This window comes from Parabacteroides hominis, from assembly GCF_014287585.1.
Taxonomy (GTDB): Bacteria; Bacteroidota; Bacteroidia; order Bacteroidales; family Tannerellaceae; genus Parabacteroides; species Parabacteroides hominis.
In genome coordinates this window covers 1-25,125 of the sequence record NZ_JACOOJ010000032.1, presented here as the reverse complement: position 1 = coordinate 25,125, position 25,125 = coordinate 1, and the positions used below count along the sequence as shown (strand labels likewise).

At 50.7% G+C, this 25,125-nt stretch carries 23 protein-coding genes; 10 read left to right on the top strand and 13 right to left on the bottom strand.

The window, feature by feature from the left end; translation table 11 throughout:
* Positions 1 to 172 precede the first annotated feature (172 nt).
* Both H8S65_RS15515 and H8S65_RS15510 read right to left on the bottom strand, forming a co-directional pair.
* Complete coding sequence (locus tag H8S65_RS15515; protein ID WP_186930810.1) at positions 173 to 1,018, bottom strand: hypothetical protein; 846 nt, start codon at positions 1,016 to 1,018, stop codon at positions 173 to 175.
* Between the two features lie 35 nt (positions 1,019 to 1,053).
* The gene (locus H8S65_RS15510) at positions 1,054 to 1,713 is read right to left on the bottom strand and encodes an NAD(P)-dependent oxidoreductase (protein WP_186930809.1); all 660 of its coding nucleotides are present in this window, start codon (positions 1,711 to 1,713) and stop codon (positions 1,054 to 1,056) included.
* A gap of 242 nt (positions 1,714 to 1,955) precedes the next feature.
* On the opposite strand from H8S65_RS15510, the gene H8S65_RS15505 reads away from it, so the two are divergent.
* The 3 genes from H8S65_RS15505 to H8S65_RS15495 all read left to right on the top strand — a co-directional run bounded on the left by H8S65_RS15505 (position 1,956) and on the right by H8S65_RS15495 (position 3,661).
* The gene (locus H8S65_RS15505) at positions 1,956 to 2,324 is read left to right on the top strand and encodes a winged helix-turn-helix transcriptional regulator (protein WP_186930808.1); all 369 of its coding nucleotides are present in this window, start codon (positions 1,956 to 1,958) and stop codon (positions 2,322 to 2,324) included.
* 229 nt (positions 2,325 to 2,553) lie between these two features.
* Positions 2,554 to 3,018: a MaoC family dehydratase gene (locus H8S65_RS15500; RefSeq protein ID WP_186930807.1), complete on the top strand. Its 465-nt coding sequence runs from the start codon at positions 2,554 to 2,556 to the stop codon at positions 3,016 to 3,018.
* 10 nt (positions 3,019 to 3,028) lie between these two features.
* A complete protein-coding gene (locus H8S65_RS15495) occupies positions 3,029 to 3,661 on the top strand; it encodes a hypothetical protein (RefSeq protein WP_186930806.1) in 633 nt (210 codons plus the stop codon).
* A gap of 40 nt (positions 3,662 to 3,701) precedes the next feature.
* Here the strand turns inward: H8S65_RS15495 and H8S65_RS15490 are convergent, their stop codons facing one another.
* Positions 3,702 to 4,301 (bottom strand): HU family DNA-binding protein, encoded by a 600-nt coding sequence (locus H8S65_RS15490; protein ID WP_186930805.1) that lies wholly within the window; start codon positions 4,299 to 4,301, stop codon positions 3,702 to 3,704.
* Between the two features lie 296 nt (positions 4,302 to 4,597).
* On the opposite strand from H8S65_RS15490, the gene H8S65_RS15485 reads away from it, so the two are divergent.
* Positions 4,598 to 5,851 carry a S41 family peptidase gene (locus H8S65_RS15485; RefSeq protein ID WP_186930804.1) on the top strand — a complete coding sequence of 418 codons (1,254 nt, stop codon included), beginning with the start codon at positions 4,598 to 4,600 and terminating at the stop codon, positions 5,849 to 5,851.
* Here the strand turns inward: H8S65_RS15485 and H8S65_RS15480 are convergent.
* From H8S65_RS15480 to H8S65_RS15450, 7 genes are all read right to left on the bottom strand, one after another.
* Positions 5,846 to 6,610 (bottom strand): TIGR03915 family putative DNA repair protein, encoded by a 765-nt coding sequence (locus H8S65_RS15480; protein WP_186930803.1) that lies wholly within the window; start codon positions 6,608 to 6,610, stop codon positions 5,846 to 5,848. The genes H8S65_RS15485 and H8S65_RS15480 overlap by 6 nt on opposite strands.
* The gene (locus H8S65_RS15475) at positions 6,607 to 7,875 is read right to left on the bottom strand and encodes a putative DNA modification/repair radical SAM protein (RefSeq protein ID WP_186930802.1); all 1,269 of its coding nucleotides are present in this window, start codon (positions 7,873 to 7,875) and stop codon (positions 6,607 to 6,609) included. Before H8S65_RS15475 ends, H8S65_RS15480 begins: the two co-directional genes overlap by 4 nt.
* Before the next feature lie 56 nt (positions 7,876 to 7,931).
* The gene (gene fumC / locus H8S65_RS15470) at positions 7,932 to 9,344 is read right to left on the bottom strand and encodes a class II fumarate hydratase (protein WP_186930801.1); all 1,413 of its coding nucleotides are present in this window, start codon (positions 9,342 to 9,344) and stop codon (positions 7,932 to 7,934) included.
* A gap of 153 nt (positions 9,345 to 9,497) precedes the next feature.
* Positions 9,498 to 9,767 (bottom strand): hypothetical protein, encoded by a 270-nt coding sequence (locus H8S65_RS15465; RefSeq protein WP_186930800.1) that lies wholly within the window; start codon positions 9,765 to 9,767, stop codon positions 9,498 to 9,500.
* A gap of 242 nt (positions 9,768 to 10,009) precedes the next feature.
* Positions 10,010 to 10,867, bottom strand: a complete 858-nt coding sequence (locus tag H8S65_RS15460) for an AraC family transcriptional regulator (RefSeq protein WP_186930799.1) — start codon at positions 10,865 to 10,867, stop codon at positions 10,010 to 10,012.
* 137 nt (positions 10,868 to 11,004) lie between these two features.
* Positions 11,005 to 12,036 carry an aminotransferase class I/II-fold pyridoxal phosphate-dependent enzyme gene (locus H8S65_RS15455; protein WP_186930798.1) on the bottom strand — a complete coding sequence of 344 codons (1,032 nt, stop codon included), beginning with the start codon at positions 12,034 to 12,036 and terminating at the stop codon, positions 11,005 to 11,007.
* A gap of 30 nt (positions 12,037 to 12,066) precedes the next feature.
* Complete coding sequence (locus H8S65_RS15450) at positions 12,067 to 15,054, bottom strand: serine hydrolase domain-containing protein (protein ID WP_186930797.1); 2,988 nt, start codon at positions 15,052 to 15,054, stop codon at positions 12,067 to 12,069.
* A 193-nt stretch (positions 15,055 to 15,247) separates the two neighbouring features.
* On the opposite strand from H8S65_RS15450, the gene H8S65_RS15445 reads away from it, so the two are divergent.
* The 4 genes from H8S65_RS15445 (at position 15,248) to H8S65_RS15430 (ending at position 18,980) form a co-directional block, all read left to right on the top strand.
* A complete protein-coding gene (locus H8S65_RS15445; protein ID WP_255489246.1) occupies positions 15,248 to 16,003 on the top strand; it encodes an NIPSNAP family protein in 756 nt (251 codons plus the stop codon).
* A gap of 35 nt (positions 16,004 to 16,038) precedes the next feature.
* Positions 16,039 to 17,274, top strand: coding sequence for a glucuronyl esterase domain-containing protein (locus H8S65_RS15440; protein WP_186930795.1), 1,236 nt, complete (start codon positions 16,039 to 16,041; stop codon positions 17,272 to 17,274).
* Between the two features lie 136 nt (positions 17,275 to 17,410).
* The gene (gene rplS, locus H8S65_RS15435; protein ID WP_186930794.1) at positions 17,411 to 17,758 is read left to right on the top strand and encodes a 50S ribosomal protein L19; all 348 of its coding nucleotides are present in this window, start codon (positions 17,411 to 17,413) and stop codon (positions 17,756 to 17,758) included.
* A 172-nt stretch (positions 17,759 to 17,930) separates the two neighbouring features.
* The gene (locus H8S65_RS15430) at positions 17,931 to 18,980 is read left to right on the top strand and encodes a DUF2776 domain-containing protein (RefSeq protein WP_186930793.1); all 1,050 of its coding nucleotides are present in this window, start codon (positions 17,931 to 17,933) and stop codon (positions 18,978 to 18,980) included.
* A gap of 235 nt (positions 18,981 to 19,215) precedes the next feature.
* On the opposite strand, the gene bamG is transcribed toward H8S65_RS15430, so the two are convergent.
* Positions 19,216 to 20,427, bottom strand: coding sequence for a BamG family beta-barrel-assembly machinery protein (gene bamG / locus H8S65_RS15425; RefSeq protein WP_186930792.1), 1,212 nt, complete (start codon positions 20,425 to 20,427; stop codon positions 19,216 to 19,218).
* On the bottom strand, positions 20,414 to 21,730 hold the full coding sequence (locus H8S65_RS15420; protein WP_186930791.1) for a DUF4270 family protein: 1,317 nt from the start codon (positions 21,728 to 21,730) through the stop codon (positions 20,414 to 20,416). The genes bamG and H8S65_RS15420 overlap by 14 nt, the downstream gene beginning before the upstream one ends.
* A gap of 254 nt (positions 21,731 to 21,984) precedes the next feature.
* Here H8S65_RS15420 and H8S65_RS15415 point away from each other — a divergent pair, with 254 nt between their 5' ends.
* Together H8S65_RS15415 and H8S65_RS15410 are read left to right on the top strand one after the other, a co-directional pair.
* Positions 21,985 to 22,986 (top strand): Kelch repeat-containing protein, encoded by a 1,002-nt coding sequence (locus tag H8S65_RS15415; RefSeq protein ID WP_186930790.1) that lies wholly within the window; start codon positions 21,985 to 21,987, stop codon positions 22,984 to 22,986.
* Between the two features lie 11 nt (positions 22,987 to 22,997).
* Complete coding sequence (locus tag H8S65_RS15410) at positions 22,998 to 23,333, top strand: DUF4907 domain-containing protein (protein WP_255489245.1); 336 nt, start codon at positions 22,998 to 23,000, stop codon at positions 23,331 to 23,333.
* Between the two features lie 206 nt (positions 23,334 to 23,539).
* Here H8S65_RS15410 and eno read toward each other — a convergent pair whose 3' ends face one another.
* The gene (gene eno, locus H8S65_RS15405; RefSeq protein WP_186930788.1) at positions 23,540 to 24,823 is read right to left on the bottom strand and encodes a phosphopyruvate hydratase; all 1,284 of its coding nucleotides are present in this window, start codon (positions 24,821 to 24,823) and stop codon (positions 23,540 to 23,542) included.
* Between the last annotated feature and the right edge of the window lie 302 nt (positions 24,824 to 25,125).

Sequence of the window (25,125 nt, the reverse complement as noted above, 5' to 3'; positions counted from 1 at the left end):
AAGATTGCAACTTAACTCTATCTATATAAAATCAACAAAATAAACAGAGTTAAGTTGCAGGCACAGCTATTTAGGGGATAATCTTATCCAGCCGCTTATCTATACAGGTGCTGACATCCGTCGTTCTTGTTCTCGTCGCGATTCGTCCTCATTTTGAAAAACAGCATCCGCTTCAATTATAAAGATTTGCAGCCGTAGCGTTCAGATTCCGTTCTTCCGGTAAACCTGAGAATGAATCTTTCATTCCTGCGACGAACTCTTCTTTGCTTGTTGCTGTGTCCAACAGTTTTTTCATCCGTTCCAAATACGTGATTTGAAAATCTACGACATCCATGCGCCCGGCAACACCATGACTGCCTACGACCAATTCACAACCGGAATTTTTGATTCCCTTTAAATAGTCCAACTGCTTGTCGATCGTTTCCCTATCCCTGATTCCACGTATATGTGAAATTGTCGGTGCGGAATGCGTATAGAATACCTTGTCCGCAATGATGATATCCGCAGCAGGAAAAGCGGATGTCGAAGGTGCTGGAACAAACTGGAGATCAATACCAGCCCATGTCTGTTTGGAGTCGGCTGGAATTACACCGGTTTCCGCATGTGGACGTGTATCCATTTTCCCGCCGAATCGTTCTGCAAAACCTTTCATCATCTTTTGGGCCATCTCTCCTTTTTCAAATTCAGGCATTCCTTCGATCATGACAACCAACGAGGAATCCCATGCGTTCAAACCACCGGAATGATAAGAAGAAACAACTTTGACAACCGGTTTGCCTAACGTTTTCAGATAGTTGCCGAAATCCTTTATCGAATTGAAAAAAGATTGCTGTTCCAATACAATCAATCCGTCTTTTCCTTCGATTATGAACGAAACGTCTCCCATCTCTTCTGCGGAGGCATACGAGTGAAGCGTCATATCCGTATATTTATACACTTCGATTTTACCCTGGTACTGTGCAAATGAATTGCATACAAATCCCATTACAATCACAAAAACAAAGACAATCTTTTTCATTTCCGGTAATTTTTTATTTTTATTACGAACTAATTTTAATAAGCCGCCGTGAAGCGCTCCTGATGATGGTTCTCCTGTTCCAGTTCGTCGATCATCGCAACTGCATAGTCTTCCACCGAGATAAAGCTCTCGCCTTTTTCATCGAAAAGCATCTCGTCCTTGCCGAGCCGATATTTGCCGGTACGTAGGCCCGGCCCCATATTACCGAGATTCCCGGCGGGAGAAAAGAAAACCCAGTCGATGTCTTTTTCTTGAGTCAGCGTGTCGAGATAAAACTCTCCCAGGGACTTCACGCCCGGCAACCATGCTTCGGGAAGAGTCCCCGTATCGATCAGACGTACACCCGGTTTCACAAAAAGAGTCCCTGCACCACCAACGATAAGCAATCTTTTCACGCCCGCACGCTTCACTCCTTCGACGATCTTAGGATAGTTTTCTAATGTCTCTTCATACTGGCGGGGATTGCCCCAACCGGGATTGTACGCACTGATAACAGCGTCCTTGCCTGCGGCCAGTCCGGCCAAAATCTCCGGGTCGGTGGCATCTGCCATGATGACGGTTAGATTCGTGTTGCTTACCGTAATCTTTTCGGGATTCAGTACAACGGCAGTTACCTTATGCCCTCGATTCAATGCCTCGTTCAAAATTGCTGAACCTACGAATCCGCTTGCTCCGATTAAAACTACATTTTTCATGCTCGTAAAATATTGATATTAAACATTAGTTTCCAAAAGATTCTTTATCTCTTTTGGATTGCAAATATAAAACAGGAAAAGTGCTTTGTCAAGTAGGCACTTAATATGCAAATAGTTACCTATGAGTAACGATTGTTGAATATAAGGTATTTGAAAGACGATTTTTTTTAATTTTTTTCCATACTTGCAGATTCTAAGAGATTAGGTTACCTTTGTGTACTAATATTAGATAATAACAAGTTATGGACAGAACAATGATTTTGGATGCCTATGACCCGCAATGCCCGATACGTAATATTCTGGCACGGATGAGCGACAAATGGTCCCTTTTGGTCATTTACACACTAACGCAAACTGATAAAATGCGTTTCAGAGACTTGCGCCATGCAATTCCCGATATTTCGCAAAAAATGCTTACGGTCACACTTCGCACGCTCGAAGAGGACGGATTCGTTAAGCGGACGATATATCCCGAAGTACCGCCACGTGTGGAGTATGCTTTGACAGAACGGGCCGTATCCTTGTTTCCTCATATCAATTCATTGATAATATGGGCAAAAGAGAACATGGACAATATCATCAGCGACAGGAAGAAAGACAAGATAAAATAGTCTTTAAGCACATCTAACAGTCAGATATCCGATGCCACGCGTTTTTGTTGCGGCGGGTGATAATCCGCAAACTTCCATCGAAAAAGGTTTGCAGACAGTCGGTCGTGAATTTGTTTATTCCAGGATTTTTTGCGAAAATTGCATAGTCAACTTGTACTTGCTGATAAAAGCATATCATAGTGACCTGATAGAAAGCGTGTAAGATCATAATTAACTAAACAAGAGAATAATGGAAAAAGTAATTATCAACTCGTATGAAGACTTTGAAAAGCTGATAGGCCAGCAAATCGGTATTTCCGATTATGTAGAACTGACGCAGGAGCGCATCAACCTTTTTGCCGATGCGACATTGGATCACCAGTGGATTCACGTGGACCCCGAACGCGCCAAAGTGGAAAGCCCGTTCCATAGCACGATTGCGCACGGCTACCTGACCTTATCGCTTCTTCCGCATCTGTGGGGCCAGATCATCGAGGTGAACAACCTGAAGATGATGATTAATTACGGCATGGACAAGATGAAATTCGGGCAACCCGTATTGACCGGACAAAGCATCCGCCTGATCGCCAAGCTACAGACTTTAACGAATCTGCGCGGCGTGGCCAAGGCTGAGATCAAGTTCGCCATCGAAATCAAGGATCAACCGAAGAAGGCATTGGAAGGCGTTGCGATCTTCCTGTATTACTTCAACTAAGGACAGAAATATGAATAAATTGAATCTTGCGGCAATCGCTTTATGTGCCGGCATTATTTTTGCTTGTTCGCCAAAGGCTTCGATGGTTAAAGGAGTTGTCTGCGATGCAACCATGAATACGTTGACAGTCGTTTCCGAAGAAGGCGACACACTTTCTTTCAGCACGTTGGATGCGGAAAGGGTCGTAACGGACGGTATCTTGCTCGATGATACGGCTACCGTATATTATGGCGGAAAATATAAGACGGGGATGAACGCACAAAAGATTGTGGTTGTCCCCGGAAGGAGAAACATGGTTGGCGGCGACCGGGACGAGCATGGTTGTATCGGTTCGGCCGGCTACCAATGGAGCGAAGTGCAGCAAGATTGCATCCGTGTATTCGAAAAGGGCATCCGGATGAAAGCTGTCGACGGCGACCAGTCTGCTTTTATCGTTTTCAGTCCGGATTCCACCCAAGTCGAACTGTTCTTCTCTTCGGGAGATAAAAACGAGATACTGGATAGGCGCTCACTCCCATCCGGCGGATATGCCTGGAACGTAGAGGACGACGACACAAAGAATGTACGCCTCATAGACGGAGAGTGGACTATCAGCCAACGGGGTAAGACAATCTATTCGCAGGAAGAGGTCCCAAACAAGTAAAGACATCTACAGGTGAGCTGTGCCGGAGTACAAAAGTACACTACTGTTTTGCCAGTCCGTACTGTGCATTCGAACGATATCCTAAGCGCACGATCTTTCCCTCCTTGCGCAGCTCATCCAGATCTTTCAAAGCCATATATTTGGAACAGCCGTTCAGACCGCGGCAGTATGAAGATGAAATCGTTTCATTCTGTTGCAGATATCTCAGGATATTCGCTTTCCGCTTGTCGGAAGGAAGAACTTTCAGGCGGCTTCCCCCGTCAGAACGTTCTATTTCCATATATTTCAGGCCGGAACGCAACTCCTTGGAGCAGCGAAATACGACCTTGCTAAAGCGCACATGCTTCGGCTTAATATCTTTCTCTTCCGTCAACGGCGGGCATTTCAAGGAAACGGAAAACGTACCGATCCCTTCCAACTCGACAACCGCACCGTATTTCAGATGAAACGCCAACCGCCTCTTCAGCGCTTCCAGCATGCCTTTCACATCGGCGGTATTGAAGGAACAGGCATCCGATATATCTTCGGCCAGTTCTTCCGTATGAATGATCCGCTGGTTGACCAGACGGGCATGCAAGGTGGCTTTCTCTTCTTCACCTTCTTTGCCCGGATTTTTAAACAAACTGTAATGTGCTCCCATGTGCTTCGTTTTTTAGGATTATCAGCATTCTAATTTCATTTTCCCCGCTCCTATTCTCAATAACCCCCCTTGTAATCTTTGTCCGAGCCGGGTCGAACAGTTATCCGACGGAGGTGGAACAGCTATTCGACGTGGCTCGAACAACTGTCCGACCCTCGTCGAACAAAGATTACAAGGCACTAAAGATACAATATAATTACGGTAATTATACTTTTTCAGGCACTTAATTGAAATTAAGATTGCAGAAAAGTTTACAATCTCCTACATTTGTCCCGAATCACATAAAAGCAAACCCAATGAAAGTACCCAAGCTCATCAGCCGGACACTGGCGGCAATTGTTTTACTCGCCGGACTGGCTTTTGTCGGACTGGCTATCTATGCCAAATACTTCCACTCTTCCGAGGTGGAAATAGAAATACATTATATGACTGAACTACCGCTTCCGTCCGACCGGTTTGCGGATGATTTTGCAGAGATCAGCAAGATTGTGAAAGAGAACTATTCCTTTTACGAATCCAAGCATATCGACATAGATGCCCTTTCCGCCTCCTACGCCGAACGGATCGGCACGCTATCCACCGGAGAAGAGTACGGGAAAGCGTTGTTGGAATACTTCGCAGCTTTACATATCGGACATGCCAATGTTTTCTTTAAAGAGTATCGGTTCGGAGCTTTCCCGGTTCACATCGGCGACTCGCTTTTCGTGGATAAACCGGACACCTACCTGCAACGGTCAGGCTTCAACGACAAAGACCGGATCATCGCCGTCGACGGTATACCGGCCAAGGAGTGGATGGACCGGAACGAGAAATACATATCGGCTTCGACACCGCAATACAAACGTCTTTTTACTGCCCGTACCCTTTTCAAAAGCTATACGGATACAGACAGGACGTACACGGTTTGCCGGGGAACCGACACGCTCGACCTGCAACTCGCCTTGCCGCCGCAAGGAAGCATCCGGACTGGCGACCGACGGAAAACATCCTGGAAAATCCTGAACGACAGTATCGGATATCTGGAAATCAACTCCATGACGGACGGTGTGATGGAGAGCTTCGTAGAAGATTATCCGCAGGTGAAACATCTGCCCTACCTGATAGTCGACGTTCGCCGGAACGGAGGAGGCAACAGCGGCTACGGGCGGGATCTTTGCCGTTACCTGATACGCGAGGAACAGCCTCATTGCCTTGACAACCTGCCGATGATCCCGATGGAAGATGCTTACCAAGGAAAGATCATTCTGCTGACAAGCGCCTTCACGTTCTCGGCCGCCGAAAGTTTCGTTCTGGACATGAAGGAAAGCGGAAACGCTATCCTGATCGGCGAACCGACAGCCGGTGACACGGGCAACCGCCCCCGGACATTCAAAACTTCACACGGAACCAGCTTCCGCATCCCGACCAATCCACCCGCCTTCTCCCCGAAGGGCTTTCCGCTGGAAGGAGTAGGGATCGCTCCCGATTATCTCGTCAAACAGACGGTTTCGGACTATATGGAGGGAAAGGACACGCAGTTGGAGTTTGCTTTGCAATATATCCGGCTATAACTTCTCCGGCATATACTTCCAGAAGCGGGCAGGCATGTGCTGGCGGTGGAGCTTGGGGTTGAGACGTTCTTTGATGGCGATGGATTTGAAGTAGGTTTTCCACATCTGCTGGAAAAGTTTCTCGTCGGCATCCATCAGCTCCTCGCTGAGCAGGCCGGAAAGCAGATGGGCTTCTTTCTCTTCGAAGCGGACTTCGGTAGCCTCTTTCAGGTCGTAATAGTAACCGTACTCGCGTTTCAGGTCGTAGAGCAGCCAGCACTGGTCGGCAAAACGGTCTTTCAGGTGAGGCAAAGTGAGAGGAAGTACATTATATATAGGTTTGACGGCGGCAAAGAAAGTGCCGTCCGCCGCTTTCTGGAAACGGAGGAACTGCATGACACGCAGGCGTTCGTTCGTCACCTTCTTCCATATCTTGGAGACTTCGAGGACATCGGGATCGCCGAAGTTCAGCTCGATCGTACGCGGAGCATCTATCGCCTTGCGGATATAGCGGAAGAGCAGCACGTCCACTTCCGGCAATTCAGACAGCCAGGTGACGGTGATCACAGACAAAGCCGTAGCGGAAAGTTTCTTCTGCAATCCTTTCCATACACGGTCCACCTTGGCGTCGTCCGTGCAGATCGTCACCGCTTCATCATAAAACAAGGGGAAAGGTTCTCCCTCCGCTAACAGCAGGTCGGGAAAGCTGCGGCGCGAATAAGCGTCAAAGACAGCGGTCAGCAGTCCTTCAAAGGTCTTATCATACACAAAAACAGTCATGATTCTTCCCTGAATTGGAGGATAAGCTGGCGGTCGTCCGTCTTCTTCCGCCCCGCTTTCCGGGTGAGGATTTGACGGACAGCCTCAGGCGACACTTCGTTGATCGTGCGGACAGGCAGTTCGTGGCAGGTGATGAAATACTGGGCTTTCTTCATCACGACACCGATCTTCTTCAACTGTTCCGTCCCTAAGCGGGAATAGCGTCGGGAGACGACGATCAGCTTCGCCGACTTCACCCCGATGCCGGGCACGCGAAGGAGCATCTCGTAATCCGCCTTGTTGATATCGACCGGGAACTGTTCCGGATGGCGCAACGCCCAGCCGAGCTTCGGATCGACTTCCAGATCGAGGTCGGGATAGGCATCGTTCACAATCTCGTCCACTTTGAACTGGTAGAAACGCAGAAGCCAGTCCGCCTGATACAGGCGGTTCTCGCGCACCAGCGGCGGTTGCTTCAAGGCCGGTAGCCGGTTATCGTATTCATTGACGGGGATGAAGCCGGAATAGTAGACACGTTTCATCGTCGGACGCTGGTAGAGGGCGGACGAGAGGCGAAGGATATCCTTATCCGAATCGGGCGTCGCCCCGACAATCATCTGCGTGCTCTGTCCGGCGGGGACAAAACGCGGGGCGTGGCGAAAACGTTTCCGCTCTTCGGCACTCTGCAAAACGCCTTGCTGGATGAAACGCATCGGCTGGAAGACGCTCTTAAAGTCTTTTTCGGGCGCAAGTATCTGGAGGCTCTTCTCGTTCGGTATCTCGATGTTCACGCTCATACGGTCGGCATAGAGCCCGGCTTCGTTCACCAATTCCTGGCTGGCTCCGGGAATGCTTTTCAGATGGATATAGCCGTTGAAGCGGTGCACAGTCCGGAGGTCTTTTACCACCCTGACGAGGCGTTCCATCGTGTAATCGGCATTGCGCACGACACCGGAACTGAGGAAAAGCCCTTCGATATAGTTGCGGCGGTAAAACTCGATCGTGAGGTTCACCAGTTCCGTCACCGTCAATGTGGCACGGGGAATGTCGTTGCTGCGGCGATTGATGCAGTAGGCGCAGTCAAAGATGCAATAGTTCGTCAGCATGATCTTCAGGAGCGAAATGCAGCGGCCATCCTCGGCAAAACTGTGGCAAATGCCCCACCCCGCCGCACTTCCGATCCCGCCGCTCTTATTCTTGCGCGACGTTCCGCTGGAAGCGCATGAGACATCATACTTAGCCGATTCGGCCAGTACCTTCAACTTCTCAAGCACTTTTTCATCCATAATTATACCGGGATTTCCAGACAAAAATAAGAATAATCTTTTAAGTATTCAGTCTTTTAGTCCGGGAATATCTCCAATTTGCCGACCATCTTGGCAGGATCCACCCACTCGTCGAACTCCTCGGCGGTGAGCACCCCCAACTCGATAGCGGCCTGCTTCAATGTCTTATTTTCACTGAAGGCTTTCTGCGCAATGGAAGCTGCTTTATAATAACCGATCTTCGGATTCAGAGCTGTGACAAGCATCAGCGAATCGTCCAGATGTTTCTTTATATTTCCCATCACCGGCTCGATACCGACGGCGCAACGGTCGTTGAAGTTCTGACAACCCTCGCCTATCAGGCGGGCACTATGCAGGAAGTTATAGATAATCATCGGCTTGAATACATTCAGTTCGAACTGTCCGTTAGCTCCCCCGACCGAGATCGCCACATCATTGCCCATCACCTGGGCAGCAATCATCGTCAAGGCTTCGCACTGCGTCGGGTTGACCTTGCCCGGCATGATGGAAGAGCCCGGCTCATTCTCCGGCAAATGGATCTCGCCGATGCCTGCACGCGGACCGGAACTCAACATACGGATATCGTTCGCAATCTTCATCAGGCTGACGGCAACCAACTTCAAAGCGCCATGCACTTCGACAATGGCATCGTGCGTGGCAAGCGCTTCGAATTTATTCGGGGCCTGAACGAAAGGCTGGCCTGTCATCTCCGAAACGCGTTTCGACACACATTCGTCAAAGTTGGGCGGAGTGTTGATGCCCGTTCCGACAGCCGTTCCACCGATCGCCAGTTCGGCAAGATGCGGCAAGGCGTTCTTTATCGCGCGGATTCCATGCTCCAACTGGGAGGCATAGCCACTGAACTCCTGCCCCAACGTCAGCGGGGTGGCATCCATAAAGTGCGTACGCCCGATCTTGACGATCGGCATGAAGTCCCGGCTTTTCTTCTGAAGCGTCTTAAGCAGCTTTTCAAGTCCGGGGAGGGTGACCTCTTTTACCATGATATAGGCAGCGATATGCATGGCGGTCGGAAACGTGTCGTTGGAGGACTGCGACTTGTTCACATCGTCGTTCGGCAGCAAAACCTTCTCCTTATCCGTCAGCTTACCGCCGTTCAGGACCTGGGCCCGGTTGGCGATTACTTCATTCACATTCATATTGGTCTGCGTGCCGCTTCCGGTCTGCCAGACCACCAACGGGAACTGGTCGTCGAGCTTGCCCGCCAGTATCTCATCGCAGACACGCCCGATCAGGTCGCATTTCCCGGCCGACAAGACACCCGCCTCCTTATTCGCCAGGGCGGCCGCCTTTTTCAGATAAGCAAACCCGCGTATCACCTCTTTGGGCATACGGTTAATATCTCGGGCAATCTTGAAATTGTCCACGCTGCGTTGTGTCTGTGCACCATAATAGGCATCGATGGGGACTTTCACTTCCCCCATCGTGTCTTTTTCTATCCGATATTCCATAAAAAGCAAATTTTAAATGTATTCTCTATATAAAACCGGAGGAAGATTGAATTGTTTATACCGTTTCCTCAGATACAGCATATACACACGGTCGCCATCCGGAAAATCGTACCCTGTATATGTGTATAGGTTTGAATGATTTACGGGATTAAATTATTCCAGTCGATATCTTTCCGCCCATTCCAAGACAGCCGGACTCTTCACATTCACTCCGAACTCCTGCGCTTTCATTAATATCCGGTGGGCCAAAAGCGGTTTTTCCTTTTCAGAAGCATACCTGAAATAGGCTTCCGCCGCCCGGACATGGGTGGCATCGGGGATGGGAAACTCACGGGTTTCAGGAATACCGAAATCCGAAGAAGGGAGCATGTCCCGTTCTTCGGTTGTCAGTTTGTCACTAAGGTGTCTGCTTGTTGTTACCATAATCGTCTGCGTTTAATAAAGATGTAGGGTAAACAACCGAACAGGCAAAAGGTTTACAGATCGGAATACAGGCCGAGGTGGTTGCCTTCGCTATCCGGGAAGAAAGCCATTTTCTCCTCATCGCATTCGAATACGCTGAGTTTAAGATTCAACACTGCTTCGTAAAACCGGACCGACCGACTGGCCGCAAAGCAACGCGCAATCCTGTACGCGTTCCGCCCATTCCAAAGAAGAAAGGACGACTACTGTACCGGAATACAGATTTCCGTCAGCAGATTTTCAGGCTTCGTATTGCGCGGATCGTTCAGATAGCGTTCGTAGCCCGGCTCGTCGCGGAGTGTACAGCCCATTTCCGGCAATTTCTTTGCATAGATCGTATCGTAAACAGCCTGCAGGCATTCGTACGGTCCTTCATAAATGAAGGACGCATAGCGACCGGCCGGAATCTGCTTGGCTCCGACCTCGCCTTTCGGCTGAACGGGTGCGGTCATGATCATACAGACATCCGTACGCAGTTTATCTTCTGATGTCACCTTCGGATCGTCGTGGTAGATGCAAAGCGGACAAGGATCGGTTACCGGCAGGTTATGCTCGCGGGCAAAGGCATAGAGCCTCATCCAGGTTCCACCATAATCGTTCAGGCGGTAATCACCCGTCAGACGGATATAAATCACATTGCGAACGGGGATTTCTTTTATCTCGGCCTCCAGCTGCAAGTCGGGCCATATCTTTTCTGGTCTCATAATCGTGTACTCTTTATTGTTTCTATATTCGTTAGGTGAAATAGAATAGAACTGCCTGAAAGCCTTCGACAATGAAGAAGGTGCACCATACCCGATGCGGTAAGCGATATCCCCGACGGACATATCCGTGTAGCGAAGCAGGTGAGCTGCAGTCTCGATCCGTTTCCGCACAATGAACGCCCCTAACGGCTCTCCTAAAAACGCGCTCATCACCCGGTGGAAATGATACGGGGACAAATGCGACATCTCGGCCAGCAGGTTCAGGTCGATATCATCCCCCAAGTGATTATTGATATACTCGATCACCAGGTTCACCCGTTTCAGGTATTCTTCTCTTGTCGTTGTTCGTTGTTGCATGTTCTTTATTCTGTTTTACTTCGCAAAGGTAACGTCCCTCCCGCCTGATAACTTTTCCAATCTTGCTAACTTACTAAGATTTCCCATATCTCCATGACCGAGGGACATATCCCAACAAGATATCGTTTTGAGCCGCGTCAAGGTAAAGTGGAGAGCCATTCCCGTACCGCACCGACGAGTATCCGGTTCTCGGCTGTTGTCTGCGTTGATATACGGATATAGGTTTCATCCAGACTGCGGAAATTGGAGGCGTCGCGGATCAGCAGGCCGTGACGATCCCACAAATACTGTTTCAACGCAGCGGCTGTTCCTTTTTTCAGGCGTACCAGGAAGAAAGTCACGGATGTCGGCAACGCTTCGAGGTCACCCAACTCATTCAGCCGGTCGATCAGGCAGGCAGTCTCGCGCCTCCATTCACGTACGGGCAGGATATATTGCTCCGGATGTGTCAGGATATATTTGCCGGCCTCCACAGCGATTGCGTTGACAGACCAGGGAATGATGTACCGGTTTATCTGCTCGGCCTTTTCCGGAGAAGCGATCAGGTAGCCGATGCGGAGTCCCGGTATATTATGCGCTTTCGAGATCGATTGGATCAGGATCAGGTTCGGATGAAGGCGGACATCCGAGGGTTTCAGCAACTCTTCCGTCGTAAAGGCGACGTATGCCTGGTCGATGATAAAGACCGTCTGCCGGTTCGCCTCGATCAGTGCTAACAGTTCCGCCCGGCGGATCAGTTTGCCGTCCGGATTGTTCGGGTTACAGATCCAGCAGAAGTCCTGCCCTTCCAGCGAAAGGCCGGACAGGTCGCACGAGGTCGGGAAGAAGCTGACCTCATGCCCGTACAGGCGGCAAGCATCTTCATATTCAGCAAAAGAGGGAACGGCAATAGCCGATTTCGCCCCTTTCCATGTTTGTGCCAGCAGATAGAAAGCCGTGATGGAGCCGTTCGTAACCACTATATTCTCCTCCTCCACCTCATAGCAGCGGGCAAGTAATCTTTTCAGGGAAGAAGCATCCGGTTCCGGATAACGCGTGAGTTCATAAAACTGTCTGTCCAGGTGTTCCCTGAGTGTGCGGAGATCGGCCCCGTGCCATACATTTGAACTGAAATTTATCTTTACCTCTTTCTGCGAATTATAGTGATCGTCACCGTGTCCGAATAGCATGAGAAATAATTAAGAATTTAAAATTAAGAATTATCGATTGTCAATCGCTTTATAGATCGCGTCCTGTATGCGTGTACGGATCTCCAGCGAACTCAACTTGTTGTTGGCCCGCGTCGGGTTCACACGATTAGACAGGAAGATATACAGCAGGTTGTTATCCGGGTCCACCCAGAAGCAAGTGCCGGTAAAACCGGTATGCCCATAGACGGAGGCAGGAGCCAGGCTGCCGCAGGGAGATGCTTTGCCCCCGCCGGTTACCGGCTTGTCGAAACCTAAGCCGCGGCGGCAGGTCGGGCTTTTGCTTTGGGTGAAGAGGCGGCTGGTCTCTTTAGACAAATATTCTTCGCCGCCATAGCTTCCCTGGTTCAGATAGAGTTGCAGCACTTTCGCCAGGTCGTCGGCATTGGAGAAAAGCCCGGCATTGCCCGAAACGCCGCCCTGGAAAGCGGCCGCCTCGTCGTGCACATAGCCGCGCAGCAGTTGGCGGCGGATGAAACCGTCGTACTCGGTCGGGACGATCTGCAACGTATCGAGGATATGCAACGGATTGTAGGTCGTATGCCAGGCTCCGAGCTTGCTGAAGAACGTGTCATGCAGAAGGCGGTCCATCGGCTGCCGCATCTGCTTCTCCACCATCATCTTCAACAGGATGAAATTGATGCAGCTATATTTGTACTTGCCGCGCACACCGAGGCGCGAATCTTTGATCTCCTGGATAATGGTGTCTTTAAAAGAGTCGTGCAGATACATGTTGCGGGCCACTTCGGTCGTAAAGCCCGGTTTCCTGTCAATAGAAACCAAACCGGGCAGAAAAGAGAAGTCGTTGCGCACATACGTCCGGGCATCGAAACGGACCGGATGCGCCTGGTTCTTTGCATTGCTGTACAGGCTGCCTTTGTAGCTGTCCCTGTCGATCGCGTTCAGATAGAAATTGATCGTCGGCGTCAGGCCGGACTGATGGTAGAGGAGGTCTCTGATGACCAAGTTCTTTTTGTCCGAGCCCTTCAGTTCGGGGATAAAATCGGATATCTTATTGTTCAGCGTGAACTTCTTGTCGTCATAGGCTTTCATTACGGCCAGCAAGGTTCCCGCCGCTTTGGAGGAAGAAGCCAGGTCATAGACGGAGTTTTCGTCAACAGCCTGTTTCTTGTCGTAGTCGAAATAGCCGAATGATTTGTCGTAGATAATCATGCCATCTTTGGCTACGAGCACCTGGCAACCGGGAAAAGCCTTCTGCTCCAGGCCGTCTTCCACGATTGAGGCGATCACGTCCAAGCGTTCGGGGCTTGCACCCACTTCTTCCGGCTCGTGATAACCGAGACGTGTCTTTTCGGTAAACACGCCCGTCCCCGCCGTGTACAGGGTGGGAATGGAAACCGGCAGCTTTCCTTTGACCGCAATACCGCCGAAGATGGCTTGCGCGGCATATTTCTGAGCAAGCGGCGTACCCTCGTAGGCCATTACGACCGCTTTGGCTTTCAGGATGGAAGGTTTATATTCTTTACAAAAATAGGGCAGGGTGAAAAAGGCATAGACCAGTTCCTTCCTGGCTGCCAACTGGCGCAGAGCCAGGCTTTCCGGAATGCGGACCGTATGTACGCCGCAAATGATCACATCGTATTTCTCTAATTTCTTATATACGCTCTGCACCTGGGCTGCCGTCGCATTCCGGCTGATGCTGAAACAAGCGATCGAGTCGTAGCGCCCCAACATCTTCTGAAACTCGTTTCCTACCCCGTCGCCGATAGACAGGGCTGCGATCTTTTTCTTATCGAGCTGCTTCAACGGGATGATGTCGCCCTCGTTCTTCAGCAGGGTGATCGCTTCTTCATTCAACTTGGCTGCCAACCATGCGGCATGGGGAGAGTTCAGGCGTTCGGACAAACCTTTCGTCTCGACCGGGCGATAATCGTTCAGCCCTGCGATATATTTATATTGCAGGATCTTGATGATCTTCGCTTCTATCTCTTCCCTGTCCAAAATACCCTCTTCCAAGGCCTCCTTCACGGCTGCGAAGTCGTTAATCGGCGCAGCCGGAGCCAAAAGGATGTCATTGCCCGCCAATAGCGCCATTACGGAGGGGTTATCGGATTTACGGGTAGTAGCGCCTTTCATCGCCAAAGCGTCGGTAAAGCACAGTCCCCGGAATCCGAGCTCTTTTTGCAGCAGGTCGGTGACGACGGCACGGGACATGGAGACCGGCTTATTGCGCGCCTTGTCCAACGCCGGGACATACAGGTGTCCGGTCATCACGCCGGCATAGCCGTCATAGATGTAACGTTTGAAAGGCAGCAGCTCCACACTGTCCAGGCGTGCCCGGTCATGATGAACGGCAGGCAGCGTATAATGGGAATCTTCGGCGGTATCGCCATGTCCGGGGAAATGCTTGGCGACGGACAGGATGCCCTGCCCTTCCAGTCCGCGGGCATACGCCAGCCCTTTGTCGGCCACCGCCTGCGGATTCTCGCCGAAGGAGCGGAGGCCGATCACCGGGTTGTCGGTATTGCTGTTCACATCCATATCGGGTGCGAAATTGATGTGGATTCCCATCTCCTTGCACTGGCGGGCTACTTCCTTGCCGTATTCGGTTATCAGGTCGTTATCTTCGATCGCCCCCAACATCATATTCTTCGGGAAACGGGTCGTACCGGAGAGGCGCATGGAAAGTCCCCATTCGCCGTCCAGCGACACGAGCATCGGGACGCGGGAGGCTTTTTGCAGGCGGTTCGTCACCTCGGCCTGCGTGACCGGATCGCCTTTATGGAAAAGGATGCCGCCGATCTTTATCTCATTGACATAGCGCATCAGGCGTTGCATGTTGCGCGTGTCGGATTTCGGGTTGGCGATGACCATAAAGAGTTGCCCGACACGTTCGTCGTAGCTCATCGCATCGAAGACGGAGTCCACCCAATGATTCATTTTCGTTTTGTCCACTGCCCGGTAAAGGTTCGGCGTCGTCTGTGCGACAGCGGAAAGAACGGTAACACAACTAAATAAAAAGATATATATTTTCTTCATCTTCATCTCAAATTAAACATATCCGGGACCAACGGTTTGACAAGTCAATGATGATTTACCGGCAAAAGTTACAATTCCCTACAATATTGCACATCAAATGTACGGAAATTACCCTGATATTTCCTACCTTTGAAGTGTTTACTAACTTATTTTTTAATCTAAATTCTATAGAACCATGCAAAGAAGGCACTTTATGAAGTTAACAGGCCTGTTAGCTACACTCCCGGCAATCAAGGGAATAGCGGCTACCTCCGAAAAAGCGGCTTTTTCCGGGAAGCAAATATACGAATGGCGCATTTACACGTTAGAAGGAGACGGCAACGGCCTGGACGACTTCTTCCGCGATACACTGATCCCGGCCTATAACCGGAAGAATATCAAAGCCGGCGCTTTCGCCCCCTACAAGAAAGAGGAAAAAGAACGTCGCCTGCTGCTCTTTGTCTATCCTGATATGACTACTTATTATAAGGTAAAGCGAGAGATCTGGGACGACGCGGCATTCAGGAAAGCGGCACAGCCTTATTTCGACAAGACGGCTCCCAATCCGGCTTACTTCAATTTCGAAAGTTTCCTGTGCGAGGCTTTCGACAAAGTACCTTCCCTTCTGAAGCCGGACAAGAACCGGACGCTGTTCGAACTCAGGACGTACCACAGCCCCAACGAAGAGGCCAACCAACGGAAGGTCGCGATGTTCAATAAAGACGAGATAGATGTTTTCGACAAGGTCGGCATCAACTCCGTCTGCTACGGGGAAGTGCTGGCCGGCCCGATCATGCCGGCGGTGATGTACCTCACCTGGTACAAGGACGAACCGACACGCAATGCCGCCTGGGACAAATTCCGGACACATCCGGACTGGCAGCGGATCAAGAACCTGCCGGAATATGCCTATACGGCCACCCGGAACACCAGCCTGTTCCTCTCGCCGTTATCTTATTCGCAGATGTGAGAGAATTAAGAATTAAAAATTAAGAATTGATTGTTATGAGACGAGCTATATATTTTCTGTGCCTTTGGGCTTGTAGCCTGTTGGCGGGGCATGCCCAGGAAGCCGATGAAGCGAACTACGACGAAAGCAAGATACCGCCTTACACCCTGCCCGCCCTGTTAAAGACGGCAAACGGCCGGGAAGTGACAACCGTGCAGCAATGGGAACAGACCAGACGCCCGGAACTGCTGTCCATCTTTACCGAACAAGTATATGGGAAGATGCCGGCGGACAAGGTGGATGTGTCCTACAAAAAGTTGGACGACAACCACAGTGCCGTCAACGGCAGCGCCACCCGCAAACAGATCGAAATCACATTCAGCCATAACGGTGTGGAACGGAAAGCCCTGCTGCTGATGTACCTGCCGAACCATGTCAAAACAAAAGCCCCTGTATTCCTGCATTTCAACTTCCAGGGGAACCAGACAATTTCTTCGGACCCGGACATCATCCCGTCGCAACACTCCGATCGCCCACGCGGAAACCAGGCATCGCGCTGGCCGGTGGAAAAGATCATCGATGCCGGTTACGGGCTTGCCACCGTCCACTACTTCGACTTCTTCCCCGACAGCAAGGACAGGTATGCGGAAAGTATTCTCGCCCTCTTCGGCTATCAATCGGAAGGAGACATCCCGGCGGACGGCGGACAGGCGATCGCCGCCTGGGCATGGGGCTACAGCCGGGTAATGGATTACCTCGAAACGGACTGGCAGGTCGATGCCTCCAAAATCATCCTGATGGGACATTCCCGCCTGGGCAAAACCTCCCTTTGGGCTGGCGCGACCGATCCGCGTTTTGCAATCGTCGTCTCCAACGAATCCGGATGTGGCGGAGCAGCCCTGTCCAGACGGCAAGTGGGCGAAACGGTCAACCGGATCAACCACGTTTTCCCACACTGGTTCTGCAAGAACTTCCGCCAGTATAACAAGAAAGAGGACGAATTGCCGATCGACCAGCACGAACTCTTGGCCCTTATCGCTCCCCGCCCCCTTTATGTGGCAAGCGCCGAAGAAGACCGCTGGTCCGACCCGAAAGGTGAATTTCTTTCAACCGCATACGCCGGAGAGGTCTACAAGCTCTACGGAATGAAAGGGCTGGAAACGACCACGATGCCGGCAGTCAACACGCCGATCATGAACCGTGTCGCCTACCACAACCGTACAGGCGTGCACGATGTGACGGATTTCGACTGGGAGAACTATATCGAGTTCGCCGATAAGTGGCTGAAGTAAAATTTATTTCAGGCTCCTGCTTGCGTATCAAATAATTATTTTGTTCCTTTGCATCCGCTTTACGTAATCTCTGTCGGGACAAGTAGCCCGTTACATTGCGTTTCATTAATAATTACAATTAAAAAGCTTAAAAACAATGGATTTTATTAAGATTGTAAACGAAGCGTTTGCTACGAAGAAGGAATTTCCTGCATTCAAGAGTGGTGACACTATTACAGTAGCTTACCGTATCAAAGAAGGTAACAAAGAACGTATCCAGCAGTACAGAGGTGTCGTAATCCGCATCTCAGGTCATGGTGACAAAAAACGCTTCACAGTGCGTAAGATGTCTGAGAACGTAGGTGTAGAACGTATTTTCCCGATCGAATCTCCGTTTATCGAAAGCATCACTGTTAACAAGTATGGTAAAGTGCGCCGCGCTAAATTGTATTACCTGCGTGCTCTTACCGGTAAGAAAGCAAGAATCAAAGAAAGAAGAGTGTAATCTCTGTGGTTCTATTGCCATACGAAAAAGCCGTCCGATTCATTTCGGGCGGCTTTTTTGTTTGATAGGCATCGGATCTCCGTCTACACCTAAAAGTATTTATAAAATGTAAAGAGCAGGAACAAAGCTCAGACAGGCGTTGTTTGTCTGGAAACTCAAAAAAAATGTTCCTATGAATTACGGCATTAGCGTTCTGTTCAGGGCAATACCTTTACTTATGGCCCTGTTTTGTTTTGGTTATGGCTGGTTCGTCACCTTTTATGGGACAGATCCGAACCGGTATGTGGCGGGACCTGTGATATTCTCGCTGGGTATGATATGCATCGCGCTGTTCTCGACGGCGGCCACCATCATACGGCAGATCATCGGGACGTTCGGGCAGGTCAGTAAATATGTGCTTCCGGGAATCGGCTACCTTTCGGCTGTCCTGACTGTCATTGGCGGCGTGCATATCCTGCATTCTTCGCCGGATTCAGCCTCGTTCGTTGCGGGACATGTGGTCTGCGGCGTAGGGTTTATTACGGCTTGTGTCGCAACGACCGCCACTTCTTCCACCCGTTTCACCATGATTACCGAAAATGCCAGAAAAAGCGACCACAACGTACCGCCGAAAGCCTTCACCCGCACGCAAGGGCTGATGCTGATCGCCGTTGCCGCCATCCTCTCGTTGACCGCCTGGATATGGGCATTCGTGCTGTTGGCTAAAAGCGGTGCACATCCGAAGTATTTTGTTGCCGGACATGTGATGATCGGGCTTGCTTCGATCTGCACCTGCCTGATTACGTTGGTTGCCACCATCGCCCGGCAGATACGGAACATTTTCTCGCCGGCCGAACGCAAGATATGGCCGGTATTGGTCATTGTCATGGGAAGCCTCTGCATCATCTGGGGATTGATCCTGATATGGGGGACTGCCGACATGTCGCTCGGTTCGACCGGCTACATCATGATCGGCTTAGGCTTGGTTTGCTACAGTATTTCCAGCAAGGTGATCCTGCTGTCGAAGATCTGGCGGCATGAGTTCAAGCTATCGAACCGCATTCCGCTGATTCCGATCTTCACGGCGTTGAGTTGCCTGTTCCTTGCGGCTTTCCTGTTCGAGATGGGCTCCGTCCACGGATACTATTTCGTGCCGGCACGCGTGTTGGCGGGATTGGGAGGCATCTGTTTCACGCTCTTCTCCATCGTCAGCATCCTGGAGAGCGGGACTTCTTCACATTAGGACAGACCGGGGCTTAACAGAAAGATCCGTATCTTTTATCCTTTTCCATTCAATTCATTAGAAACCGGGAGGCATCCCACAAATCGTCCGCTGGCTGGCGGACGATCGTTCACTGGCTGGCGGACTATCGTTCACTGGCCGGCGGACGATCGTTCACTGGGCGGCGGACAATCTATGGACTGTAAAGAAGGGGCGAATATAATAGGGAGAAAGAGCTAACGGATCAAGACAAATTTTATAATTTGACCTTATAGAACAGTTCGCTCAACGTATAGGTGACGGTAAAGCCCGTTATCCCGCGCTTCAGCATCTTGCCGTCCAGATCGACACGGTCGTAGAAGAAAGAGGTGTGAAGCCGGCCGTTCATCAGCGGGAAGCCCAGGCCGGCACTGACGCGCCAGGAGAGGCCCGATTGTCCCCTGACCTGCATGTAATAAGGGGATGACAGCCCGACGCCGGCTTTATAGTCCATCCGTTTCCAGATACTCGAAGAACCGTAGCCATCCGGGAAATAGCAAACGCCGGCACGCAATTCATGAGAGTCATGGAACGTGACGCGGCTGTCCGCCGAAGTCAGCGAACCGTATTGCCGGAACAAATAGTCGAACGCATACGTCATTTTCTTATACTCGACGGAAGCGCCGCCACCGATGTACCGGGGAAGCTGCTGGCTGACACGCTTCATGTTGGTCGTGCTGCTGGTTGAATTGTCGACCAACGTCCGGGTCTTTTGCATCCGGATCGTCTGGGGCAAACCATATACGGCTCCCAGTGTCAGGTTCAGTTCACGGCTGAGGCGGCGGGAATATTGCACGCCGAAATCGGCGGAGAAAGACTGCCCGGATAGTTTCTGGGAAACAGACATCGTGCTCTGTGCCTCCGTTTGTGTCATATTCCCGAAAATATATCCCAGGTTGACCCCGACCGACAAAGCGGGCAACAGCTGAAAGGCATTCGAAAAATAGACCTTCGACAAACCACCGTCGCCGGAGAAGGAGCTCGTATAATAGGAACCGGGAGAACCTTCCAGCTCCTGCGTGCTCTGGAAATAATAACCGACCGAGCTGTAAGGCGTCAGTCCCACCGCCATATACCAGCGGGGCATGATGCGCCCGGCCATAGCAAAACGCGAGAAGTTACCGGTAAAGGCTTGGTTATCGTCCCCCTTCGAGCGGTAGGACTCCCATTTGGCAAAGGCGGACGCTTCGGCAAACAAGCGGCACGTATCGAGCCCGGCCAGCCCGGCAGGGTTATCCGTATTGATAAGCATTTTTCCGCGCATGCCGATCGCAACGCCTCCCATGCCCGCATTGGCCCCGTGCAAACCGGCCATGATCTCTCCCACGCCGAACATGGAATAGGGAGAAGAAGTCATCACATTCTGCGTCACAGCTGAAAAAGGAAGCAGGGACAGGCAAAACAGCCATCCGTATTTAATAGCTCTCATAAACTTTATAGGTTAGTTGTAAGACAATGGGAGACTTCCCTTCCTGGTCGCTGAAAGTAAGATTACGGAACGTCTGGATGTAGGTGTCTTCATTGAAGACAAGTTGCAGGTTATGTTTATACTTACCAAAAGCTCCTAACTCTTCCTGCAGGAAGGTACTGATATCGAAATAGTAATAAGTATTCTCGACAAAGCTGTCGTCCTTGACCAGCGTTCCGCCCTGGACTTCGGTGCCCAGGTAATCGGTAACGGCATCCGTCACGACATTGTTCTCATCTATGATATAAAGAAAAAGGCTGTCGGGCAAGGGGTTGAACTCAGACCAAGTGCCCGGCTCCGGATAAATCTTCAGATAGGCGGATTCGATCGAAACGCGTTCACCCTGCTGCAATATCTCGTTCAGATGCGGAAACCCAAGACGGCTGTACCAGCCGATCCCCGCGAACAGGACGCCCCGGCTATCCAACCCGGAGGAAGCGACTTCGACATTCTTCGCCGGAAGGCCTTCCATAGCCGTTCCCGTGCGGTCGTGGTCGACATGATAGAACTGTGTCTCGGTTTTAGGATTGATCACGCACTCGGCTTCCCTGGCTACCGCATCTTCAATGCTATAACGCAGAATCAGGGCGGAAGCCGTATCGCCCACGCCGAACGAAACGATGTTCCGGCATACACCGGGATCGGGAACGACGACCAAGCCTTTGAAATAATCCTCAAAACGGTCACCCGACAGCGCGTCGTCCCGCTTGTGCAAGCGGGTGAGCATATCCTCTCCCAGCTCGTCCGGCAGACGGATCTCCAACCGCTCGCTATCACCCGGCTTCGGCTTGAAGGTGCAGGCCGCAATCGGTTCCGGATCGTAGGCAAAAGAGGAATTGTTGTACAGGTAATCGTTGTCGTTCAGGATCACCTTCTCCAACAGGCGGTGTATGGTGAGACGCATCGGCTGCGTCGTGTCACCGATCGAATAGCCCGCGTAAGACAAGGCCAGTACAAGAGAATCCAGCCGGACCGCTTCGTCAGCCTCCGTGCTATAGGTCGGAACCGAATAAGGCAGGTAGGCGCAGGCAGAGACAGTCCCCCAAAGCGAATGGGCGTATTTGCCGACAAGGGCAAGCCCCTGCCCGTTCGTTTCCAACGAGTCGATTATGGTAGAAGCGACCGTCACGGTACAACTATCGACACTGATGTTACGGAAAGCGCTGTCGACCAGGTTATCTCCGTAGCTGTTCCCCTCATCGTAGCAGGAAAAGAGAGAACCGCACAGCAGGAGCAGCCAAAAAGGAATCAGAATTTTATTCATACATATTATTATATTTCCGGTTTGCAAAGAACTCCAATCCCGCTTTGCCATGCAAGAATAACCTGCCAACGGCCTATTTCTCTCAACCAAAGACAAATGTTGCCCTGCCAACGTCTTTTCAAAGGCAAAAAGAGCTTTTACCACCCTGATCCGTCCGTTTACCGGATAAGAAAGCCCGTTTACCGATTTAATTTGCAGGAAAAGGGAAAGCCCCGTTTTTTTGCATCCGAAAACAATAAAGAACACGTTTAAGAATGACACACAAAAGTTTATTTGCTCTCTTGATAGCATTATTTCCCGTCATCGCGACTTCCTGTAGCGACGACGACGATGAAGATCTGATCGGCCACTGGGTCCGCACTTCCGACTTCGACGGGCTCGCCCGTGGAGAAGCCTCCTGCTTTTCCATCGGCAACAAAGGATACTTGGTCGGAGGATATACCGGTAAAACCCGCCTGAACGATTTATGGGAATACGATATGACAACGGATGCCTGGACACAAAAATCCAGCTTTCCCGGAACGGCCCGCAGCAACGGAACGGCTTTTGCCATTGACAACAAAGGCTATTTCGGGACAGGCTATGACGGGACGAACAACCTGAACGACTTCTGGGAATACGATCCGGCCTCGAACGCTTGGACACAAAAGGCGAACTTTCCGGGTTCGGGACGTTACGACGCCGTTTCATTCGGAGTTTCAGGAAAAGGATATATCGGCGCGGGGAATGACGGAAACTATCTGAAAGATTTCTATTCTTTCAATCCGTCGAGCAACGCATGGACACAGATCGTCAGCATCGGAGGCAGCAAGCGGCAGGGGGCATCCAGCTTCGTGATAGACAATATCGCCTATGTTTGCGGAGGCATCAACAACGGCGAATATGTCGACGACTTCTGGAAATTCGATCCGGCGACTGGCCAATGGACGCAGCTTCGCGACATCGCCAACACTTCGGACGAAGACTATGACGACGATTACAGCATTGTACGCAAGAATGCCAACACCTTCGTTATCGACGGCGCGGCATACCTGACCTGCGGGGAAAGCGGAGGTGTCCGCAGCGACACCTGGAAATACTATCCTTCCACCGACCTGTGGGAGCAGGTGCACGACTTCAAAGGGTCGGCACGTACAGTAGCAGTCTCTTTCTCCAACGGGACGAGAGGCTATATAGCAACGGGCAAAAGCGGAACCTACTGGTTCGACGACATCTGGGAACTGCATCCTTACGATTATGATCCAGATGACGATTGATGATGAACGCGATGATGAGAAAAAGGAGGATGGCTCCCGGTAGCCTGATCATACTGCTGCCGTTGTTACTGATTCTTTTTTGTTTTCGTTTCCGGGAAATGGGGTCCCGGAACGAGATGCAACCGGAGTTGCAAACGTTTCAATTGGGGGATGGCTGGGGTTACAAGGTGCTGATGAACAAGAAAGTGATGATTTACCAGCCCACCATTCCCGCAATTGATTCGCTCCGCCCCTTTCCTTCGGAAGCCAGTGCCCGACGTATCGGCAGCCTGGTGGTGGAAAGGATCAAGAAGAACCAATGCTTTTCAATAACAACAGATGATATTATACATCCACTCTCTGATTAGGTAAAGATTTTTTTGACACATGAAGGGAAAGGCTGGCCAGTGATGGTCGGCCTTTTTTAAACATAGCACAAGGCTGCCTGCACAGGCAGCAAACAAGCCAGCGAAAAAGAGGTGATCTTCAGGAAAGGCGCCTGAATTGCAAAAAAAAGGAGACTGCCCAGCCGGACAATCTCCTTTCACTTACATCTAAATCATTAACGTGATTTTTACTTCTTGTAAGTCTTATATCCATAAACAGCCAAGTCGCCCAACTCTTCTTCGATGCGGAGCAACTGGTTGTATTTGGCCATACGGTCGGAGCGGCTCAACGAACCGGTCTTGATCTGTCCGCTGTTGGTAGCCACGGCGATGTCGGCGATCGTAGCATCTTCCGTTTCGCCGGAGCGGTGGGAAGTGACGGAGGTGTAGCCGTTGCGGTGCGCCATTTCGATCGCATCCAGTGTTTCGGACAAGGTTCCGATCTGGTTCACCTTGATCAGGATGGAGTTGGCGCAGCCTTCTTCGATCCCCTTCTTCAGGAATTCGACGTTTGTCACGAACAGGTCGTCGCCTACCAACTGGCACTTGCTGCCCAGGGCGACAGTCAGCAGTTTCCAGCCAGCCCAGTCGTTTTCGTCCATCCCATCCTCGATCGAGTCGATCGGGTATTTGGCAACCAGCCCGGAGAGGTACTCCACCTGCTGCTGGGCGTTGCGCTTGGCGCCTTTGGCTCCTTCGAACTTCGTATAATCGTATATGCCATCGTGATAGAATTCGGAGGCGGCGCAGTCCATAGCGATCGTCACGTCCTTGCCCGGTTCGTATCCGGCAGCTTTGATGGCAGCCATGATCGAGTTAAGGGCGTCTTCCGTCCCGTCCAATGCAGGAGCGAAACCGCCTTCGTCACCGACAGCCGTGCTCAGGCCGCGATCGTGCAACACCTTCTTCAGGGCATGGAAGACTTCGGCCCCCATACGCAAACCTTCACGGAAGCAGCAAGCGCCAACCGGACGGATCATAAATTCCTGGAAAGCGATCGGAGCATCGGAATGCGAACCGCCATTGATAATATTCATCATCGGAACAGGCAATACATACGCATTCGTTCCGCCGATATAACGGTAAAGAGGCTGGTCCAGATAGCTTGCAGCCGCCTTGGCCACAGCCAGCGAAACGCCCAGCATGGCGTTGGCGCCGAGGTTGGATTTGGTCTTCGTGCCGTCCAAGGCAATCAGCTTATGGTCGATCTCGCGCTGGTTCAGGGCACTCATACCGAGAAGAGCGGGAGCAATTACGTTATTGACATTATCGACAGCTTTCAGAACGCCTTTGCCACCATAGCGTTTCTTGTTGCCATCACGAAGTTCGATTGCTTCGTTTTCACCGGTAGAAGCTCCGGAAGGAACAGCTGCACGGCCAAAAGCGCCGGAAGCCAAATGTACATCTACTTCAACAGTCGGGTTACCACGTGAATCAAGGATTTCTCGTCCTACTACTTTTACAATTTCCATACTTCTAATATTTGAGTTTTATCTTTCGTACAAATATAACAACAGAGGGCGGGGCTTTGTTGGAAAAAGAAGATCGAATTTATCTATCACGTCATTTACACAAATGACAATTAGAAGGCTATTCCCGCTATTTGCAATCAGAACAATACGTTAAAAAATATTACCCGCCAGTGTAAATCCTTTGGGTCTTGTTCACATTTGCTGTATGGCTGCTTTTAGTGTATTTGATTAATAAAAGAGCACAGCTTAAAAAATAAAAGTCTATATTATAAGTGCAAACAAAAAATATGGACAAAATCATT